Below are 19883 nucleotides of genomic sequence, written 5' to 3'. Positions count from 1 at the left end.
AGGGATGATGCGCAGTTTTCACCCGTCCGACGTGGTCCGTGCGGCGGAAGCCCCGCTGCTGGCGTCCCTCCCCGAGGGAACGCTCATGCGGCGCGCCGCCTACGGACTCGCGCGGGTCGTGGCCTCCGAGCTGCGCGAACGCACCGGTGGGATCGCCGGTCGGCGGGTGAGCCTGCTCGTCGGATCCGGCGACAACGGCGGCGACGCGCTGTGGGCAGGAACCCTCCTGCGCCGCCGCGGCGTGTCCGTCACGGCACTGCTGCTCGACCCCGACCGGGCGCACCCCGCGGGTCTGCGGGCGCTGCGGAAGGCCGGCGGGCGGATCCTCCCGGCGACTCCCGAGCACGTCGGCGACCCGGACCTCGTGCTCGACGGCATCGTCGGCATTTCCGGACGCGGCCCGCTGCGACCGGCGGCGGCCTCGGTCGTGGACGAGATCACCGCGCCGATCATCGCCGTCGACACACCGAGCGGTGTCGACCCCGATACCGGTGCCGTGGACGGACCGGCGATCACCGCCGCGGTGACCGTCACCTTCGGTGCCTACAAACCGGTCCATGCCCTCGCCGCCGCGCGCTGCGGCCGCGTCGACCTCGTCGACATCGGACTCACACTCCCGGAAGCCGGACTGGTCGCGGCGGAACCGTCCGAGATCGGTGCGATCTGGCCGGTGCCCGGTGCCGACGACGACAAGTACTCCCAGGGTGTGGTGGGTATCCGTGCAGGCAGTGCCCGGTATCCGGGGGCGGGTGTGCTGTGTACGGGAGCGGCCGTGGCCGCGACCTCCGGCATGGTGCGTTATGCCGGGTCGGGTGCCTCCGAGGTGCTCGCCCGGTTCCCCGAGGTCGTCGTGTCGCCGTCGGTGGCCGAGACCGGGCGGGTACAGGCTTGGGTCGTGGGGCCGGGAGCCGGTACCGACGACGACGCCTGCGCGAACCTGCGCGACATCCTCGCCACCGACCTGCCGGTGCTCGTCGACGCCGACGGACTCACGCTCCTCGCCCGCGAGCCCGGTCTCGTGCGGGGCCGGTCCGCGCCCACCCTGCTCACCCCGCATGCCGGCGAGTTCGCACGCCTGACCGGGCAGCCCCCCGAACCGGACCGGGTCGCGGCGGTACGTTCCCTCGCCGCCGACTGGGGCGTGCACGTGTTGCTCAAGGGCCGCGCGACCCTCGTGGCACGACCCGACGGGCACGTCTTCGTCAACGATGCGGGCGGGTCGTGGGCGTCGACCGCGGGCGCGGGGGACGTGCTGTCCGGCATCATCGGGTCGCTGCTCTCGTCGGGTATGCCTGTCGACCTGGCCGCAGCCGCCGGTGCACGGGCCCATGCGCTCGCCGCGAACCTCGCTGCGCAGGACCCCGACTCTCCCGGAGCGGCGCCGATCTCGGCGAGCGCGATCCTCGCGCGACTCGGCGACTCGATTCGACTGCTGCGCACCCACATTGCCGAATCGTGACGTGGCACACGGGGACACGCCGTCGGCGTCCGACGGCGCAGTGGCAGGATCGACAGACGTGACCACGACCCAACGCACCCCGCGACCTGCACGTACCGTTCTTCCCCAAGCCGAAGCCGTCATCGATCTCGATGCCGTGGCGGAGAACGTACGAGCGCTCCGGGAGTACGCGGGTCCGGCTGCCGTGATGGCCGTCGTCAAGGCCGACGCCTACAACCACGGGGCCGTGCCGGTCGCGCGGGCCGCGCTCGCCGCAGGTGCCCGCGAACTGGGTGTGACGACGCTCGGCGAGGCCCTCGAACTCCGCGCCGCGGGTATCGAGGCCCCGATCCTGTCGTGGCTGCACACCGCCGATTCCGATTTCGCGCCCGCCGTCGAGGCCGGGGTCGAACTCGGCCTGTCCTCGCCGCGGCACCTCGCTGCTGTCGTCGAGGCGGCCCGGCAGGTCGGGGTCACCGCGACCGTCACGGTCAAGGTCGACACCGGTCTCAACCGCAACGGTGTCGCCGTCGACGAGTGGGACGACATGCTGCGCGATCTGGGCCGGGCTCAGTCCGAAGGTGTCGTGCGCGTGCGCGGAGCCTTCTCGCACCTCGCTCACGGCGACGAACCCGAGCATCCGGGCAACGCCGAGCAGCGCGACCGGCTCGGTGAGGCCGTCGCGGATCTGCGGCGGCACCATCTGGCTCCCGAGGTGGTGCACCTGTCGAACTCCGCGGCCACCGTCACCCGTCCCGACCTGCGATTCGACATGGTTCGGCCCGGAATTGCGATGTACGGGTTGACACCGATCCCGGAACTCGGCGACCTGGGCTTCCGGCCGGTGATGACCGTGCGGACGAGGGTGGTGCTGGTGAAGAAGGTGAAGGCGGGGGACGGCGTGTCCTACGGGCACACCTGGACCGCTCCCGCGGATACGACGGTGGCGCTGCTGCCCATGGGATATGCGGACGGGATCCGCCGCAATCTCAGCGGGCGGATCGAGGTGCAGCTCGGTGGGCGCCGGTGCCCGCAGATCGGCCGCGTGTGCATGGATCAGGTCGTCGTCGACCTCGGTCCCGACGGGGCAGGAGTAAGCGAGGGCGACGAGGCGTTGTTCTTCGGAGACGGGCGTCACGGAGAGCCGAACGCCCAGGACTGGGCCGACAAGCTGGACACGATCAACTACGAGATCGTGACCGGCATCGGTGGACGGACCGTCCGGACCTATGTCGGAGCGAAGGGAGCGTGACGTCATGTCCCTCGTGAACAGGATGGGACTCCTCGGTGCGAGCCTCGCGACGCTCGCATCGTCGGCGGGACTGTACGCGGTCAAGACCGCGGGTGCGCCCGCCCACGAGATCTATCAGAACGAGGACTTCGACGAGATCCTCCGGCTCCCGCGCCGCACCGTGACCACGGAGGACGGTGTTCCGCTCGTGGTCCGCGAGAGCGGCTCTGCCCTGGCTCCGCTCACCGTCGTGTTCGTCCACGGCTACTGCCTGCGCATGCAGTCCTGGCACATGCAGTACCGGCACCTGCGCGAACAGTGGGGACGCGATGTGCGCGCCGTCTTCTACGACCAGCGTGGCCACGGCGAATCCGGTTTCTCCGGCGCCGAGAAGTGCACCATCGCGCAGCTCGGCCGCGATCTGGGCCGGGTGATCGACGAGGTCGCGCCCACCGGTCCGGTGGTGGTCGTGGGCCACTCGATGGGCGGCATGACCGCGATCGCCCTCGCCTCCCAGCGACCGGACCTGTTCGGCGAACGCATCGTGGGGGTCGGTCTCCTCGCGACCACCGCAGCAGGTCTGAGCAAGACCGGTATCGGACGCAATCTCGAGAACCCGGTGATCGACGCGTTCCGGTACGCGGCGCGTACCGCCCCGGGATTCGTGCAGTTCGCGCGCGGCGCGGCCCGTGCCGTCGTGACCCCGATCCTGCGCGCGGCGTCCTACGGCACGGTGGTGAGCCCCCGCCTGGTGAAGTTGTCCGACCGAATGCTCGACGAGACGTCGGTGCTCACCATCGTCAACTTCCTCCGCACCCTCGAACTGCACGACGAGTCCGCGGCGCTTCCGGTCCTGGGCACCGTGCCCGTGCTGGTGTTGTCCGGCGACGCCGACATGGTCATCCCGTACGCGAGTTCCGAGGCGCTGGCGGAGGAACTGCCCGACGTCGAACTCAAGCGGGTGCGTGGTGCCGGGCACCTCGTGCAGCTGGAGTTCCCCGAGGTCGTCGATCGTGCCCTCGATCGCCTGATCCAGCGGAGTTTCACGCAGGGTGTGAACGGAAAGCAGATCGCAATTGGGTGAGTCGCAATCGAGGGGGCCGCAGGTGGGGGAGCAGAGCATCGAACTGCCGACCGTGGAGGACACCGAGGCGTTCGGGCGGCGGCTCGCAGCCGAGTTGCGGGCCGGCGACCTCGTCGTGCTCGACGGGCCGCTCGGCGCGGGCAAGACGGCGCTGACCCGCGGAATCGCCGCCGGCCTCGGCGTGGAGGGACGCGTGACCTCACCGACCTTCGTCATCGCCCGCGAACACCGTCCCGGTAGTCCGGAGGGCCGCGCACCGGTGGGGCTCGTCCACGTCGACGCCTACCGTCTCGGCGACGGCCCGGGCGCCCTCGACGAACTCGACGCCCTGGACCTCGACACCGACCTGACCGACACCGTCGTGGTGGTCGAATGGGGCGGTGGCCTGGTCGAACAGCTCGCCGATCGGCATCTGAGGGTCCGGCTCCGGCGGGACCCGGGCACCGACGTCCGCCGCGCCTCGTGGGAGTGGATCGGCTGACCCACCGGCACCCCGCGTGCCGGTGGCTTCCGTCACTGCGCACCGACCGGGCAGGTCGTGCGGGGTAGGCTGGTACATCGTGCTCGTGCTCGCCGTCGATACCGCCACCCCCGCCGTGACCTCGGGAGTCGTCCGTCTCGACCGCGGTCGGGACGATGCCCGGCCCGAGACGGTCGCCGCGCGCGTGCTCGACAATCCGCGAGCGCACGCCGAAGTCCTGACCCCGCAGATCCTCGAATGCCTCGCCGAGGCCGGCGCCGCACCCACCGATCTCGACGCGATCGTCGTCGGTATCGGACCCGGCCCGTTCACGGGTCTCCGCGTCGGTATGGCCACCGCCGCGGCCTTCGGTGATGCGCTCGGCATCCCCGTGCACGGCGTGTGCAGCCTCGACGCGATCGCCGCGGACGTCCACCGCGAGCACGGTACGGACGACGACCTGCTCGTGGTCACCGACGCCCGCCGTCGCGAGATCTACTGGGCGCGCTATTCCGGCGGCCGCCGCGTCGAAGGACCCGAGGTGCGCAAGCCCGCCGACGTGCCCGCCGAGCCGTCGGTACGGGTGGCGGGTTCGCCGTCGCACGTCGCGCTGTTCGACCTCCCGGCGGTGGACGTGCAGACGCCGTCCCCGGCGGGCCTGGTGACCGTCGCTGCCGACGACCTGCGCGCCGGAGCCGAACCGGAGCCGCTCGTGCCCTTGTACCTGCGCCGGCCCGACGCGGTGGAGACCGCGAACCGCCGAGCATGAACAGCACACCCGAGGAGAACCCGGCCGCCGAGAACCCGGTCGTCATAGATGCACTGCGTCCGGAGGACGCACCCCGCTGTGCCGAACTCGAACAGATCCTGTTCCCCGGTGACGACCCGTGGAGTGCCGACGCCTTCCGTTCGGAACTGGCCTCGCCCCACAACCGTTACTTCGCGGCGCGCGACCCGCAGGGCCGGCTGATCGGTTACGCGGGCCTCGCGCGACTCGGTACGGCCATCGACCCCGAATCCGAGGTGCACACCATCGGCGTGGACCCCGCGGCGCGCCGCCGGGGGATCGGCGGAGCCCTCCTGGGGGAGCTGCTGGCCGTCGCCGACCGCTGGGGAGGGCCGGTCTTCCTCGAGGTGCGCACCGACAACGATGCGGCGATCGCCCTGTACCGGCGCGAGGGCTTCGAGATCGTCGGAACCAGGAAGCGTTATTACCAGCCGAGCGGTGCGGACGCGTACACGATGCGTCGTCCGGATCCGCGAGAGGAGTCACCGGCGTGAGCACCACCAGTCCCCGATTCGAGCTGCCCGAGCGCCCCGTCGTGATGGGCATCGAGAGTTCGTGCGACGAGACCGGTGTCGGCATCGTCCGCTGGGTGGGCGACGGCACCCTCGAGCTGATGGCCGACGCCGTGGCGTCGAGTGTGGACGAACATGCCCGCTTCGGTGGTGTGGTGCCGGAGATCGCATCCCGCGCCCACCTCGAGGCCATGGGGCCGACGATGCGGCGCGCCCTCGACGAGGCCGGGATCGAGAAGCCGGACGCGGTGTGCGTGACGATCGGGCCGGGCCTCGCGGGAGCGCTGCTCGTCGGTGTCGCCGCGGCGAAGGCCTACGCGGCAGCGTGGAACGTGCCGTTCTTCGCGATCAACCACCTCGCGGGCCACGTCGCGGTCGACACCCTCGAACACGGACCGATGCCGCCCTGCGTGGCGCTGCTCGTCTCCGGTGGTCACACCCATCTTCTGCACGTCGAACATCTCGGCAAACCGATCGTCGAACTCGGCACCACCGTCGACGACGCCGCCGGTGAGGCCTTCGACAAGGTCGCGCGACTGCTGGGGCTCGGTTACCCGGGCGGTCCCGAGGTCGACCGGCTGGCACGGCAGGGCGACCCCACCGCGGTCGTCTTCCCTCGCGGCATGACCGGTCCGCGCGACGCGCGTCACGACTTCTCGTTCTCCGGCCTCAAGACCGCAGTGGCCCGATTCGTCGAAGCGAAGGAACGTGCGGGCGAACCGGTGCCGGTCGCCGACGTCGCCGCGGGCTTCCAGGAAGCGGTGGCGGACGTGCTCACGATGAAGGCCGTGCGCGCCGCCCAGGATCTCGGTGTCGACACGCTCGTCCTCGGTGGCGGAGCGACCGCCAACAGCCGGCTGCGCGAACTCGCCGAGGAGCGTTGTGCTGCCGCAGGGATCACCCTGCGCGTGCCGCGACCGAAGCTGTGCACCGACAACGGCGTCATGATCGCGTCGCTGGGCGCGCACCTCATCGCCGCGGGGGCGCAGCCGTCCTCGCTGGGCGCTGCGACGGATCCGGGCCTGTCGGTCTCGGTGTCGCAGGTCGTGGCCTGACCGTCCCGACCGACCCCCACCCGAGGAGGGCGCGCTGCCTAGGTGGGGGCGATCTCCGAGGTCCCGGATCCGGTGGTGGTCTCCCCGGTGGTCGTTTCCCCCGTCGTGGTCTGTCCGGTGGACGGCACGGTCGTGCCCTCCTCCGTGACGGACGCGATCGTGGAGGACACGTCGGTCGGATATGCGCCGGTGGACGACGCGGACGGCGTCTCGGTCGGCGATGTGGTCGACGGGGGTGTCGGGCTCACATCGGTGCTCGGTTCGGTCGTCTCCGGATCGGTGGGCGCAGGGCTCGTCGTCTCCGGCGGCGTGGTCGGCTCGGTGGTGTCGGGAGCCGTCGTGTCGGGAGCCGTGGTGTCCGGAGCGGTCGTGTCGGGAGCCGTGGTGTCCGGATCGGGCCTCGGTGCGGTCTCGGAATCCGGCGACGTGAACGGTCGGTCCGTGTCGGACTCTTCCTCCGCTGTCGACCCGGGGGTCGGCACCTGATCGATCGGCGTGGGTGTCACGGTGGTGCTCGATGACTCGGGCACAGTGGGCCACGGATCCTGGGTCGACGGAACGGTGTGCTCGACGGTCGGCAACGGCCAGGGAACAGTCGTCGGAGCGGGGGCGTCCTGGGTGCTCCGGGACGTCACGGGTTCGGGCGGCGGATCGTGGGACGGGACGGCCGACTCGCCGGGACCGACCTCCTGCGTGGGGACGTCGCCGCTCGTGAACCGCGGCGACACCTGGGCGTCGCTGCTCTCGTGTTCGGTGAAGTGCTGGGTGGCGAAGCCGGCCATGATCGCACTGAGCACCAGCAGTCCGGCGACCGCGCCGGAGACACGACCCGAGGATCGGTTGCCGGTGTGCGACAGGGCGCCGACCACGGTGTATCCGACCGAGGACGGGGAGTCGGCCGACAGAGCCGCACCGATCGCGGCAGCCGCTCCCGGTTCGGGGACGGTGACGATCTCGCCGTCGAATTCCGCGGAGATCGCCGCGGCGAGGACGGGGGACGCGGCCGCGCCCCCGATCAGGGCCATGGTCTCGGGAACAGGATCGGTGCTCGAGCAGATGCGCCGGGTGAACGCTGCCGCCTCGTCGGCGAGATCGGTCGTCAGTTCGTCCAGTTGCGCGCGGGTGAGGGTGACCGTCGCGTCGGGACCGGCCTCGGCGATGTCGATGCGGGTCGTGGACGCCGTGGCGAGGGCCTCCTGCGCGCCCTGGCAGCGGGCAGCCAGCAGGCCGGGGTCGATCTGCCGGCGGGTGCGCATCCGCTCGGTCGCGTTGCGGACATGATCGAGCACGCGTGCGGTCAGGGCGTCGCCGCCGACCGTCTCGGTGCGTGCGGACCGCAGCAGGGTGCCGGTCTCGCAGTCGAGGACGGAGACGGTGGTGCCGGTGGCCCCGATGTCCACGAGCGCGATCGCGCCGGGCTCGCGACGGACCCCTACGGTGTAGAGGTATTCGAGGGCGGCGGTGGTCTCCGGGACGAGGCGGACCATGTTGCCCGTCCGTTCGGCGGCCGTGCGGATCTCGTTCGCCTGCTCCTCGGTGCGGTATGCGACCGTGACGATGTCGGGGCCGTCGGCTCCGCGGGCGGTTCCGCGAGGAGTCGTGAGAGAGACGGCGTCGAAGACGAGATCTCCGAGATCGCGCCCCGGCTGTGACTCGGAGGCGAGTCTGCGGAATTCCGTTGTGGGCGCGTGTGCAGCATCGACGCGCAGGGCCGAGCCGACGCCGGAGGCGCCGACGGAGATGCCGAGCGACGTGGGCATTGTTCACCTTCCGTGCGTGATCGACGACCAGGCGTCCAGGGCCTACCTCGGCTGAGGTCACCGAACGATCACGCTCATGGGTTTCCGTTATTCAACCGTAACATGGTGCCTGGTTTCACGCCTTCCGGCGTGTTTGCACCCGCTGCCCTTGAGCGCTGGCACTCTCGTGTATAGAGTGCTAGTGACACCGAGCGTCGGCCCGGCACCCGCGACGACGGGACGCGTGCGGAGTCACCGTGATGACTGAACACACCCGTGTTCGAGAACACCGGTTCTCGGACCCCATTACCCCTGAAAGTGGAGGGCTCATCGTGGCGAGCGTGAACATCAAGCCGCTCGAGGACAAGATCCTCGTCCAGGCCAACGAGGCCGAGACGACGACTGCCTCCGGCCTGGTCATCCCGGACACGGCGAAGGAGAAGCCCCAGGAGGGCACCGTCGTCGCCGTCGGCCCCGGCCGCTGGGACGAAGATGGCGACAAGCGCATCCCGCTGGACGTCAAGGAAGGCGACGTCGTCATCTACAGCAAGTACGGCGGAACCGAGATCAAGTACGCCGGTGAGGAGTACCTGATCCTGTCTGCGCGCGACGTCCTGGCTGTCGTCGCCAAGTAGGCCGCTTGCATTCCGCCCCGGTGTCCCGTTTCGGACCCGGGGCGGAATACGTTGGGGAACATCCGAGTCCAGGAGTAGTCGCAGAACATGTCCAAGCAAATCGAGTTCAACGAGACCGCGCGGCGGGCTCTCGAGCGCGGTGTCGACCAGCTGGCCGACGCCGTCAAGGTGACGCTCGGCCCGCGTGGCCGGCACGTCGTGCTCGCCAAGGCCTTCGGTGGTCCCACCGTCACGAACGACGGTGTGAGCATCGCCCGTGAGATCGAGCTGGAGGATCCGTTCGAGAACCTCGGCGCCCAGCTCGTCAAGAGTGTCGCGACCAAGACCAACGACGTCGCGGGTGACGGCACCACCACCGCGACCGTTCTCGCCCAGGCGCTCGTCAAGGCCGGCCTGAAGAACGTTGCCGCAGGCGCCAATCCGATCGCGCTCGGTGCCGGTATCGCCCAGGGTGCCGACAAGGTGAGCGAGGCTCTGCTCGCTGCCGCAACTCCCGTCGAGGGCAAGACCGCCATCGCGCAGGTCGCCACCGTGTCCTCGCGCGACGAGGAGATCGGTGAGATGGTCGGCGAGGCGCTGACCCGAGTCGGGGAGAACGGTGTCGTCACCGTCGAGGAATCCTCCACGCTGAGCACCGAACTGGTCGTCACCGAGGGCGTGCAGTTCGACAAGGGCTTCCTGTCGCCCTACTTCATCACGGACATCGACGCGCAGGAAGCCGTCCTCGAGGACGCGCTCGTCCTGCTGTACCGCGAGAAGATCAGCTCGCTTCCCGACTTCCTCCCGCTCCTCGAGAAGATCGCAGAGTCCGGCAAGCCGGTCCTGATCATCGCCGAGGACATCGAGGGCGAGCCGCTGTCGACCCTGGTGGTCAACGCGATCCGCAAGACCCTCAAGGCCGTTGCCGTCAAGGCTCCGTACTTCGGTGATCGCCGGAAGGCCTTCCTCGAAGACCTCGCCGTCGTCACCGCGGGTACGGTCATCAACTCCGATCTGGGTCTGTCCCTCAAGGAGGCCGGACTCGACCTGCTCGGCTCGGCCCGCCGCGTCGTCGTCACGAAGGACAGCACCACGATCGTCGACGGTGCCGGTACCGCCGAGGACATCGAGGCGCGCGCCGCTCAGCTGCGTCGTGAGATCGAGGCCACCGAGTCCGACTGGGACCGCGAGAAGCTCGAAGAGCGCCTCGCGAAGCTCGCCGGTGGCGTCGCCGTCATCCGTGTGGGTGCGGCGACCGAGACGGACCTCAAGGAGCGCAAGTTCCGCGTCGAGGACGCAGTCAACGCCGCGAAGGCGGCCATCGAGGAGGGCATCGTCCCCGGTGGCGGGTCGGCTCTCGTGCAGGCCGCACGCTCGCTCGAGGAGCTCCAGGCGTCCCTTTCCGGCGACGCCGCCACGGGCGTCGCCGCGCTGCGCACCGCGCTCACCGCGCCGCTGTACTGGATCGCCACGAACGCCGGCATCGACGGTGCGGTGGTCGTGAGCAAGGTTGCCGAGAGCGGTCAGGGCTTCAACGCCGCGACCCTCTCCTACGGCGACCTCGTCGCCGAGGGCGTCGTCGACCCGGTGAAGGTGACGCGCTCCGCCGTCGTCAACGCCGCGTCGGTCGCACGCATGGTGCTCACCACCGAGAGCGCCGTCGTCGACAAGCCGGAGGAAGAGGCCGAGGCCGGGCACGGCCACGGTCACGCGCACTGAGCGACCGGTCAGGGCCGCGGACCCGCCGCCCGGCGGGTCCGTAGGTCGAGCCGGACGTGAAAGTCGTTCCGGACGGCACGAATACAGCGAGGCCCCGCAAGGAATGTTCGCATTCCCTGCGGGGCCTTCGTCGTATCGACGCATCTCCTCCAACCGGCCTCCCGGTCGTACCGTCACGGTCGTGTCGACATGGTCACGACCGTGACGGTGTCGACATGGTCACGACCGTGACGGTGTCGTCACGGGGCGGGTGACCGCCTCACACAGCGACCTTCCGCCGTCGTTGCCTCGTGTACATCTCCCGCTCGGTCTCCGACATGCCGCCCCAGATGCCGTACGGCTCGGCGACGGCGAGGGCGTGGTCGCGGCAACGGGCCAGCACGGGGCAGGTGCGGCACAGCTCCTTTGCGCGGTTCTCCCGCTGGGCGCGGGCACGACCGCGCTCTCCGTCGGGGTGGAAGAACACCGAGGAGTCCACACCACGACACTTACCGTGCATCTGCCAATCCCAGAGGTCCGCGTTGGGGCCGGGCAGTGTGTGTGGTGCAGGCATGTGGCACTCCTTTGCAGCAAGCTCGCGTGAGTTGTGCGAGCGGACCGTGGACACATCGGGATTCCCGCTGTGATCCGAATCAAACAAACTCACCGTAGGATCTGTATCGATTCGTCGTCAATATTTTCGACAAGTGGGATAGTCCATAACCGAACGGCCAAGATTTAACCGCGGAAATATTTACTTTCACAAGGAGTCGTGCCTGTGCGCTGCGAGCGGGGACGATCCGGGGTGCTCTCCGCACCCGACGTGGGTAGAAGGTCCCTTACTCGCTGGTAACCCGGCCTTTCGGCGGCCGGATGTGGCTCCGACTCGGGTTCGGAGGGCGGGGGCGGCACCATACATGCACCACGCATGTTTTAACGCGATGTTTAACAAAATGTTCGGAAATGTCTTCTGTGCATCCCTGCGTTCCAATCATCGAGACAATTTGCGCTCACGGTGATAATTTCTCTCCGACAAATGCCCGGCGTCGGCCCGGAGCCCCGCGTATCGCCGCTATCCGCTGGTGCGATGATTCCGCGATGGCACATTCCGACGCCCGCCGGCACACGGCACCGACACCGTCCGACCGCCACGCGATCCTGGTCGCCGCGGCCTTCGGCCCGTCCCCGGGGGCACATCCGCTCCCTGCGGCGCACGGACCCGAACAGAACTGGTTGCGGGCCGTCGCGCTCGGTGGGCAGGGACGTTACGCCGCCGCGCGGGCCGAGCTGGCCCGAGTGCGTGGAACCGGAGGAGTGTGGTCGTCGTTCGGAGCGAGCACCGAGGCCTCCCTTCTCCGTCAGTTGGGCGGACATCGCGCCGCCGCCGTCCTGGACGGACGTGCTCTCGCCGAGGCGGGGTCGCTGCGAACCAGCTCCGGAAACACTGTCGCCGCACGGCGCGACGTCGACCCTGTCGCCGCATCGCGCGACGCCGATGCTGTCGCTGCATGGTGCGACGCCGCCACGGGGTTGGCGGCCGATGCGCTCGGGCGGGGCCGTCTCGCGGTGTGCGGGTCGCTCCTCGACCGATGTGCAGCCGCTCTCGACGCTGCCGAATCGGAAGCGGGGGAGAAGGCCTTCGTGCGACAGCGGATCCGTCTCGCATGGGTCGGGGCCGAATCCGCTCTCGCGGCAGGCGACTTCACCCGTGCGCGCAGCCGGGCGGACCGCGCGGTGGAACTTGCGGACGGATTCGGATCGATCCGGCACTCCGTGAAGTCGGACCTCGTGCGGTCGGCCTCTCTGACCGGACTGCCGGACCACGGTCCGGCCATGGACCTGGCCGCCGACGTCCTCGCGCGCGCGGAGGAACACGGACTGATTCCGTTGCAATGGGCCGCGGCGATGCTCCTCGACGGGCTGGGGGCGGGGAGAGATGCGGGTCGCGTCCGTGATCTCGATGCGGGTCGCGTCCGTGATCTCTGCGCGACCACCATCGTGGGGCGTGGGGGCCGGTTCGTGACCTCCTCTGCCTGCTGAGTTCCACTCGCGCGCGGGGGGTGACCCGACCGGTCGGTCGTTGTAGCTACTCTGGGGGTGTTCCACGGTCAGGTGGAAGCCCGCCCGGGGGGGTGGTGCCGTCTGTAACGCCAGGACTTGCGCAATCGATGACTGTTATGGGTGAGGAGCTGGACTCCGCGGTTGCTGCGGCTGCGCAAGGCGACCGGGCGGCTCTCGCTCAGGTTCTTGCAAGTGTCCGGCCCCTCGTCGTGCGGTATTGCCGCGCACGGGTCGGATCTGCAGAGCGCGGCCAGCTCTCTGCAGACGACGTTGCACAGGAGGTGTGCCTGGCCGTGATGACCGCTCTGCCGAGATATCAGGACCAAGGCCGCCCCTTCATGGCGTTCGTATACGGGATCGCTGCTCACAAGGTCGCCGACGCGCACCGCAGTGCGGCCCGCAACCGCGCGGAACCCGTGGCGGATGTGCCGGAGGTGATGTCGCTCGACGACAGCCCCGAGGAATACGCGATCAACTCCGAGGCGGGCCGGCAGATGAAGCGGCTGCTGGGCATCCTGCCGGAGAAGCAGCGCGAGATCCTCATCCTCCGTCTCGTCATGGGATTGTCGGCCGAGGAAACGGCCGCAGCTGTGGGTAGTACTGCAGGAGCGATCAGGGTGGCCCAGCACCGGGCCATCGCGAGACTCAAGAAGGAAGTCACGAGAGCAGGTGAGCGGAATGGGTAGGGGGCGTTTCTCGGGCGACGGCTTCGACGACGAATTTCCCGACGACGAAACCTCCGTGGACCTCGCCGCCGTGCGCCGTGACGACGCGCTGATCGACGCGATCTCCGGTAACGGGCTCGTCGAGACGAAGGACACAGAGGAGTACGAACTTGCCACGCGGCTCGCCGACTGGCGTGCGGAGATCCTCGCCGAACCGATGCCCGCCGGCCCCGACCTCGACGAAGTGGTCGCCGCCGTCCACCGGGAACTGGGAACACGGGAAACGCTCGCTCCGGCCCCGGAGGTCACCCCTCTGCGCCCGAGATCGAAGGGGCAACTCCGGTTGCTCCGTCCGCTCGCAGGTGCAGCAGCGCTCGTCGCCGTCGCCGTCGGCAGCGCGACCGCGGTGTCCTACGGCGCCGAACCCGGCGACCCGTTGTGGGGCGTCAAGCAGGTCGTGTTCAGTGAGCAGGCGCAATCCACCGAGGCCCGGATCGACACCACATCCACCCTGGAACGTGCAGAACAACTCATCGCCGAGGGCAACACGGAGGAAGCACGCGAGTTGCTGACGTCCGCGGAGTCCCGTTCCGGCGATGTCCGGGACGCGGAGGAGCGCGATGCGCTCGGCGACTGGCTGGAACGCCTCGCCGAGGAACTCGGCCGGTTGATTCCGCAGGTGCCTCCGCCGCCGGCGGTGCCGGTGGCACCCGAGGTACCGGTGGCTCCGGGCGCCGTCGTTCCGCCGCCGGTCACGACACCCGGCACGGAAGGTCAGCAGCCCGCTCCCACGACGGGCACGGGTACCGACACGGGCACCACCGCGCCGCCCACGTCGTCGTCGACCGTGGATCCGACCATCCTGCAGGCGCCGCCTCCGGTGTCCGACACGTCCACGCCGTCGCAGACCGCGCCGCAGTCGTCGTCTTCCAGCACGCAGCCGTCACCTGCGCCGAGCGAACCGCCGCCGGCGACGTCGGAGTCCCAGACCACTGCACCCACCACGACCGCGTCGTCGCCGCGGTCGACGCAGGACGGGCCCGCCGCCGATATGGCGCCGGCGTCGCTCACGACGCCGGAAGGCGAGTAGAACCAACGAGAGAACGGGCCCGGCAGCAGATGCTGCCGGGCCCGTTCTCTTGTCGAAGTGCCGTGATGCGTGGTTCGCAGTGGGCGGAAGGACTCAGGAATCCAGACCGTAGGGGTCGACGGGAAGAGCCTCGTTCATGGACGCATCCGCATAGCCGCGGCAGTAGTCCCAGGTGACATAGGCGTCGGGTGACGGATCGAAGGCCGGCTCGTGCGGTCTGACGGTGCCGTCGACGAGCAGCTGCAGCAGGTTCGCCCGCAGCATGTCCCAGTCGTGGTAGTGGTCCTGGTGGCAGTCCTCGCAGCACACCACGAGTCCGCGGACGCCGCGGGGAGCCAGCAGCGCCTCGTAGACGGCCAGGTCTGCGAGGTCCTCTTCCACCGCGAGCCGCTCCGCAGGATCCAGGGGCTGGCCCGGCTCGATCGCGTCCAGTGCTGCGGACGGATCGTCGGGGTCTCCTGCGAACGGGTCCGGTGGGAGTCCGGGAGGCAACTGATCACGCACGACTCCACGGTACGCAGACCGAGGGGGTCTGCGCCAGCGGTCGCCAGGGGACACGCCGTGAAATCACACGAGGTGATGTGACGAACATCAGGGAACAGGGTGGGAGCCGAGCTTGTTCCCCGGAGCAGATAACATGAATGGGTGCGTGCCGCTCTCCAACCGCCCGTCGGTGCGACGAGCGTGCACTGCCTTCATTCATTCCCGCTGCCGGACGGTTCTGCCGTCCGCTCCCATCGACTGTCACGGAGGGTCCGAACCGCATGAGTAGTACCGGAGGGCGCGTGCACACCGGCGGTGACGACCCGAACAAGGTCGCAATGCTGGGTCTGACCTTCGACGACGTGCTGCTGCTTCCCGCGGCTTCCGACGTCGTCCCGAGTCAGGTCGACACGTCGAGTCAGCTCACCCGCGAGATCCGTCTGCGGATCCCGCTGGTCAGCTCCGCGATGGATACCGTCACCGAGTCCCGCATGGCCATCGCGATGGCCCGGGCCGGCGGCATGGGCGTGCTGCACCGCAACATGCCTACCGAGACGCAGGCCGGGCAGGTCGAGACCGTCAAGCGGTCGGAGGCCGGCATGGTCACCGATCCCGTCACCTGCAAGCCGACCGACACGCTGGCCGAGGTCGACGCGATGTGTGCGCGATTCCGCATCTCGGGTCTGCCGGTGACCGACGACGAAGGTCAGCTCGTCGGCATCATCACCAACCGCGACATGCGGTTCGAGGTCGACCAGAACCGCCCGGTCGCCGAGGTCATGACGAAGGCTCCGCTGGTCACGGCCCGCGAAGGCGTCACCGCGGAGGCCGCGCTCGGTCTCCTGCGTCGCCACAAGATCGAGAAGCTGCCGATCGTCGACGGTCAGGGCAAGCTCACCGGCCTGATCACCGTCAAGGACTTCGTCAAGACCGAGCAGCACCCCAACGCCACGAAGGACCGCGACGGCCGCCTGCTCGTCGGCGCCGCCGTGGGTGTCGGCGACGACTCCTGGACCCGCGCCATGACGCTGGTCGACGCCGGAGCCGACGTCCTCGTCGTCGACAGCGCCCACGGCCACTCGGCCAACGTGCTGTCGATGATCTCCAAGCTCAAGACCGAGGTCGGCGACCGCGTGCAGATCATCGGCGGCAACGTCGCGACCCGCGCGGGTACCGAGGCGCTCATCGGCGCCGGTGTCGACGCGGTCAAGGTCGGTATCGGCCCCGGCTCGATCTGCACCACGCGTGTCGTCGCGGGTGTCGGCGCGCCGCAGATCACGGCGATCCTCGAGGCGTCCACGGTGGCGCGCGCCCACGGCGTGCCGGTCATCGCCGACGGCGGTATGCAGTTCTCCGGCGACGTCGCCAAGGCCCTGGCGGCCGGTGCGTCCACCGCGATGCTCGGTTCGCTGCTCGCCGGCACCACCGAGTCGCCGGGTGAGCTGATCCTGGTGAACGGCAAGCAGTTCAAGAGCTACCGCGGCATGGGGTCGCTCGGCGCGATGCAGAGCCGCGGCGAGGCCAAGTCGTACTCGAAGGACCGCTACTTCCAGGACGACGTGCTCTCCGAGGACAAGCTCGTGCCCGAGGGCATCGAGGGACGTGTGCCGTTCCGCGGTCCGCTGCAGCAGGTCACGCACCAGCTCATCGGTGGTCTGCGTGCAGCGATGGGCTACACCGGTGCGACGACGATCGAGCAGCTGCAGGAGGCGCAGTTCGTGCAGATCACCGCCGCCGGCCTCAAGGAGAGCCACCCGCACGACATCACGATCACCGCCGAGGCACCGAACTACGTGGTCCGGTAGTTTTCGCGTCCGCAGCAGGGTCCCGTTCCGAGTAGGGCGGGAGCATCGTCCAAGAGGAGAAAGGGGCGCGCGTGCGCGACCTCGTTGAAATCGGCATGGGTCGCACGGCCCGACGTACGTACGAGCTGGGCGACGTCGACATCGTCCCGTCGCGCCGGACGCGTTCGTCGAAGGAGGTGTCGACGGCCTGGCAGATCGACGCCTACCGTTTCGACATCCCGGTGCTGGCGCATCCCACCGACGCGCTGGTGTCGCCCACCTTCGCGATCGAGCTGGGCAAGGCCGGCGGTCTCGGCGTCATCAACGGCGAGGGCCTGTGGGGTCGCCATGCCGATGTCGATGCCGTCGTGGCCCGTCTCGCGGAGATCGCGAGCACGGATCCGCGCGCGGCCGTCCGCTACCTGCAGGAGCTGCACGCGGCTCCGCTGCAGGGTGATCTGCTGGCCGCCGCCGTCGCACAGGTGCGGGATGCGGGTGTCACCACCGCGGTTCGCGTCAGCCCGCAGAACGCTCGGGCGCTCACGCCCGAGCTCGTGAAGGCGGGTATCGATCTCCTCGTCGTCCAGGGCACCATCATCTCGGCCGAGCACGTGGCCCACGGTGAGGACGAGCCGCTGAACCTCAAGACGTTCATCTCGGAGCTCGACGTGCCGGTCATCGCCGGTGGTGTCAGCGATCACCGCACCGCGCTGCACCTGATGCGCACGGGTGCGGCCGGTGTCATCGTCGGCTTCGGCTCCACGAAGCAGGCGACCACCACGTCTTCCTCGCTCGGCATCGGCATCCCGATGGCCACCGCCATCGCCGACGCCGCTGCGGCCCGGCGCGACTACCTCGACGAGACCGGTGGCCGCTACGTCCACGTGCTCGCCGACGGCGACATCGAGAATGCCGGCGACCTCGCGAAGGCGATCGCGTGCGGCGCCGACGCGGTCGTGCTCGGCGCGCCGCTGGCTCTCGCCGAGGAGGCCGCAGGCAAGGGCTGGTACTGGCCGTCGGTGGCCGGACATCCGTCGATGCCGCGCGGCGCTGCCGTCCGGATCGCAGAGGACGAACGACCGGGCCTCGGCCGGGTTTTGTTCGGCCCGTCCGACGATCCGTCGGGCTCGCTCAACCTCGTGGGTGGTCTGCGTCGATCGATGGCGAAGGCCGGATACTCCGATCTGAAGGAATTCCAGAAGGTCGGTCTGTCCGTTCGCGGATAAAGACCTTCCCGGTACATCCCGATGGCCGGTCACAGCGTCGCAGGACGCGGTGACCGGCCATCGGCGTTTTCGCCCATGGTTTTCGTGCAACTCCACGTAACGGGTAGAGTCGGAGCTGTGCCTGTAGTCACACCGCCGAGGTGCATACTGGCCGGTAACAACTCTCGTCGCTGGAGGTTCCATGGGTAAGCAACGGGTCACGGACTACGACGTCCTGATCGTCGGATCGGGTTTCGGTGGAAGCGTCACGGCGTTGCGCCTGGTGGAGAAGGGCTACAAGGTCGGCGTTCTCGAGGCCGGTCGTCGCTACGCCGACGCCGACTTCGCGAAGACAAGCTGGGACCTGCGCCGCTTCCTCTGGGCGCCGAAGTTCGGTTGCTTCGGCATCCAGCGTGTCCACCTGCTACGCGACTGCCTCATCCTCGCCGGCGCGGGCGTCGGCGGCGGGTCGCTGAACTACGCCAACACCCTGTACAAGCCGCCGGCAGCCTTCTTCGAGGACCGCCAGTGGGCCGGCATCACCGACTGGCACGACGAGCTCAGCCCCTGGTACGAGCAGGCCAAGCGCATGCTGGGCGTGGTGCAGTACGGACGGATGACCGACGCCGACAAGGTCATCAAGTCCGTCGCCGAGGACATGGGCGTCGGAGACACCTTCGTCCAGACCCCCGTCGGCGTCTTCTTCGGCGAACCCGGCCGCACCGTGGCCGATCCCTACTTCGGCGGCGCCGGCCCCGACCGCACCGGCTGCATCGAGTGCGGCGAGTGTATGACCGGTTGCCGGCACGGTGCCAAGAACACCCTCGTGAAGAACTATCTGGGTCTCGCCGAGAGTGCGGGAGCCGAGATCGTCCCGCTGACCACCGTCACCGATCTCCGGCAGGCCGCCGACGGCACCTGGGACGTGATCACCGAACGCACCGGCGCGTGGGTCCGCAAGCGGCGGCGCACCTACACGGCCGCGCACGTCGTCCTCGCGGCCGGAACGTGGGGCACGCAGCACCTGCTGCACCACCTCAAGGACACCGGTGCGCTGCCCGAGCTGTCCGACAAGGTCGGCGAACTCACCCGCACCAACTCCGAATCGATCGTCGGTGCCGGGAAGATGAGGATCGACCCCGATCTGAAGCTCACCGAGGGTGTCGCGATCACCTCGTCGTTCCATCCCACCCCCGACACGCACATCGAGCCCGTGCGGTACGGCAAGGGATCGAACGCGATGGGCCTGCTGCAGACCCTCATGACCGACGGCGACGGACGCACCCCGCGCTGGGTGAAGTTCCTCGGGCAAGTCGCGCGGAACCCCGTGAAGATGCTGCGGATGCTCTCGGTGCACCGGTGGAGCGAGCGCACCATCATCGCGCTGGTGATGCAGAACCTCGACAACTCCATCACCACCTACACGACCAAGGGTCTGTTCGGCCGTCGCAAGGTCACCAGCAAACAGGGCCACGGGCAGCCGAATCCCACCTGGATCCCGGCCGGCAACGAGGCAACGCGCCGCATCGCCGAGAAGATCGACGGTGTCGCGGGCGGCACGTGGGGTGAGATCTTCAACATTCCGCTCACCGCACACTTCCTCGGCGGTGCCGTGATCGGATCCGATCGCGACCACGGGGTGATCGATCCGTACCACCGCGTCCACGGCTATCCGACGCTGAGCGTCGTCGACGGGGCCGCGGTCTCCGCGAACCTCGGCGTGAACCCCTCGCTCACCATTGCGGCGCAGGCCGAACGCGCTGCGTCGTTGTGGCCCAACAAGGGTGAGGACGACCAGCGTCCCGAGCAGGGACAGCCCTACCGTCGTGTCGCGCCGGTCGAACCGAAGAACCCGGTGGTGCCCGTCGACGCGCCCGGTGCGTTGCGACTGCCGGTCGTCGAGGTCAAGCACAGCGGCGTCGCGTAGCGACCCGGAAACGATCGGATGAGCGGCCGCGTCGGGAACACCCGGCGCGG

Annotated in this window: 18 protein-coding genes; 15 read left to right on the top strand and 3 right to left on the bottom strand. The window is 69.3% G+C overall.

Going from position 1 to position 19883, the window contains the following annotated elements; translation table 11 throughout:
* Positions 1 to 7: 7 nt before the first annotated feature.
* The 7 genes from CKW34_RS17200 (at position 8) to tsaD (ending at position 6567) form a co-directional block, all read left to right on the top strand.
* Positions 8 to 1459, top strand: coding sequence for an NAD(P)H-hydrate dehydratase (locus tag CKW34_RS17200; RefSeq protein ID WP_059382404.1), 1452 nt, complete (start codon positions 8 to 10; stop codon positions 1457 to 1459).
* 58 nt (positions 1460 to 1517) lie between these two features.
* Positions 1518 to 2690 (top strand): alanine racemase, encoded by a 1173-nt coding sequence (alr, locus tag CKW34_RS17195; protein ID WP_059382403.1) that lies wholly within the window; start codon positions 1518 to 1520, stop codon positions 2688 to 2690.
* Between the two features lie 4 nt (positions 2691 to 2694).
* Positions 2695 to 3753, top strand: coding sequence for an alpha/beta fold hydrolase (locus tag CKW34_RS17190; RefSeq protein WP_059382369.1), 1059 nt, complete (start codon positions 2695 to 2697; stop codon positions 3751 to 3753).
* A gap of 22 nt (positions 3754 to 3775) precedes the next feature.
* Complete coding sequence (tsaE, locus tag CKW34_RS17185) at positions 3776 to 4234, top strand: tRNA (adenosine(37)-N6)-threonylcarbamoyltransferase complex ATPase subunit type 1 TsaE (RefSeq protein WP_080968248.1); 459 nt, start codon at positions 3776 to 3778, stop codon at positions 4232 to 4234.
* Between the two features lie 79 nt (positions 4235 to 4313).
* Positions 4314 to 4982 carry a tRNA (adenosine(37)-N6)-threonylcarbamoyltransferase complex dimerization subunit type 1 TsaB gene (gene tsaB, locus CKW34_RS17180; RefSeq protein WP_059382367.1) on the top strand — a complete coding sequence of 223 codons (669 nt, stop codon included), beginning with the start codon at positions 4314 to 4316 and terminating at the stop codon, positions 4980 to 4982.
* Positions 4979 to 5494 (top strand): ribosomal protein S18-alanine N-acetyltransferase, encoded by a 516-nt coding sequence (gene rimI, locus CKW34_RS17175; RefSeq protein WP_059382366.1) that lies wholly within the window; start codon positions 4979 to 4981, stop codon positions 5492 to 5494. Before tsaB ends, rimI begins: the two co-directional genes overlap by 4 nt.
* 44 nt (positions 5495 to 5538) lie before the next feature.
* Positions 5539 to 6567, top strand: a complete 1029-nt coding sequence (gene tsaD, locus CKW34_RS17170) for a tRNA (adenosine(37)-N6)-threonylcarbamoyltransferase complex transferase subunit TsaD (protein WP_059382402.1) — start codon at positions 5539 to 5541, stop codon at positions 6565 to 6567.
* A 38-nt stretch (positions 6568 to 6605) separates the two neighbouring features.
* On the opposite strand, the gene CKW34_RS17165 is transcribed toward tsaD, so the two are convergent.
* Complete coding sequence (locus CKW34_RS17165; RefSeq protein WP_059382365.1) at positions 6606 to 8327, bottom strand: Hsp70 family protein; 1722 nt, start codon at positions 8325 to 8327, stop codon at positions 6606 to 6608.
* A gap of 311 nt (positions 8328 to 8638) precedes the next feature.
* Here CKW34_RS17165 and groES point away from each other — a divergent pair, with 311 nt between their 5' ends.
* Positions 8639 to 8941, top strand: a complete 303-nt coding sequence (gene groES / locus CKW34_RS17160; RefSeq protein ID WP_006550071.1) for a co-chaperone GroES — start codon at positions 8639 to 8641, stop codon at positions 8939 to 8941.
* A gap of 87 nt (positions 8942 to 9028) precedes the next feature.
* Positions 9029 to 10639: a chaperonin GroEL gene (gene groL, locus CKW34_RS17155; RefSeq protein WP_059382364.1), complete on the top strand. Its 1611-nt coding sequence runs from the start codon at positions 9029 to 9031 to the stop codon at positions 10637 to 10639.
* A 259-nt stretch (positions 10640 to 10898) separates the two neighbouring features.
* Here the strand turns inward: groL and CKW34_RS17150 are convergent, their stop codons facing one another.
* Positions 10899 to 11192 carry a WhiB family transcriptional regulator gene (locus tag CKW34_RS17150; RefSeq protein WP_006550073.1) on the bottom strand — a complete coding sequence of 98 codons (294 nt, stop codon included), beginning with the start codon at positions 11190 to 11192 and terminating at the stop codon, positions 10899 to 10901.
* Positions 11193 to 11716: 524 nt separating this feature from the next.
* Here CKW34_RS17150 and CKW34_RS17145 point away from each other — a divergent pair.
* The 3 genes from CKW34_RS17145 (at position 11717) to CKW34_RS17135 (ending at position 14434) form a co-directional block, all read left to right on the top strand.
* Positions 11717 to 12658: a hypothetical protein gene (locus tag CKW34_RS17145; protein ID WP_059382363.1), complete on the top strand. Its 942-nt coding sequence runs from the start codon at positions 11717 to 11719 to the stop codon at positions 12656 to 12658.
* Between the two features lie 128 nt (positions 12659 to 12786).
* Positions 12787 to 13365 carry a sigma-70 family RNA polymerase sigma factor gene (locus tag CKW34_RS17140; protein WP_059382362.1) on the top strand — a complete coding sequence of 193 codons (579 nt, stop codon included), beginning with the start codon at positions 12787 to 12789 and terminating at the stop codon, positions 13363 to 13365.
* A complete protein-coding gene (locus CKW34_RS17135; protein ID WP_059382361.1) occupies positions 13358 to 14434 on the top strand; it encodes an anti-sigma-D factor RsdA in 1077 nt (358 codons plus the stop codon). Before CKW34_RS17140 ends, CKW34_RS17135 begins: the two co-directional genes overlap by 8 nt.
* A 93-nt stretch (positions 14435 to 14527) precedes the next feature.
* On the opposite strand, the gene CKW34_RS17130 is transcribed toward CKW34_RS17135, so the two are convergent.
* Positions 14528 to 14938: a DUF5319 domain-containing protein gene (locus CKW34_RS17130; RefSeq protein ID WP_006550077.1), complete on the bottom strand. Its 411-nt coding sequence runs from the start codon at positions 14936 to 14938 to the stop codon at positions 14528 to 14530.
* A 260-nt stretch (positions 14939 to 15198) separates the two neighbouring features.
* Here CKW34_RS17130 and guaB point away from each other — a divergent pair, with 260 nt between their 5' ends.
* The 3 genes from guaB (at position 15199) to CKW34_RS17115 (ending at position 19833) form a co-directional block, all read left to right on the top strand.
* Positions 15199 to 16722 carry an IMP dehydrogenase gene (gene guaB, locus CKW34_RS17125; protein WP_059382360.1) on the top strand — a complete coding sequence of 508 codons (1524 nt, stop codon included), beginning with the start codon at positions 15199 to 15201 and terminating at the stop codon, positions 16720 to 16722.
* 71 nt (positions 16723 to 16793) lie between these two features.
* The gene (locus CKW34_RS17120; protein ID WP_059382359.1) at positions 16794 to 17927 is read left to right on the top strand and encodes a GuaB3 family IMP dehydrogenase-related protein; all 1134 of its coding nucleotides are present in this window, start codon (positions 16794 to 16796) and stop codon (positions 17925 to 17927) included.
* A 181-nt stretch (positions 17928 to 18108) separates the two neighbouring features.
* On the top strand, positions 18109 to 19833 hold the full coding sequence (locus tag CKW34_RS17115) for a GMC family oxidoreductase N-terminal domain-containing protein (protein WP_059382358.1): 1725 nt from the start codon (positions 18109 to 18111) through the stop codon (positions 19831 to 19833).
* Positions 19834 to 19883: the final 50 nt, after the last annotated feature.

The sequence above is a fragment of the Rhodococcus rhodochrous genome, from assembly GCF_900187265.1.
In the GTDB taxonomy this organism is placed as follows: domain Bacteria; phylum Actinomycetota; class Actinomycetes; order Mycobacteriales; family Mycobacteriaceae; genus Rhodococcus; species Rhodococcus rhodochrous.
The sequence above is the reverse complement of the archived record's forward strand: the minus strand, read 5'-3'. Positions and strand labels throughout refer to the sequence as shown.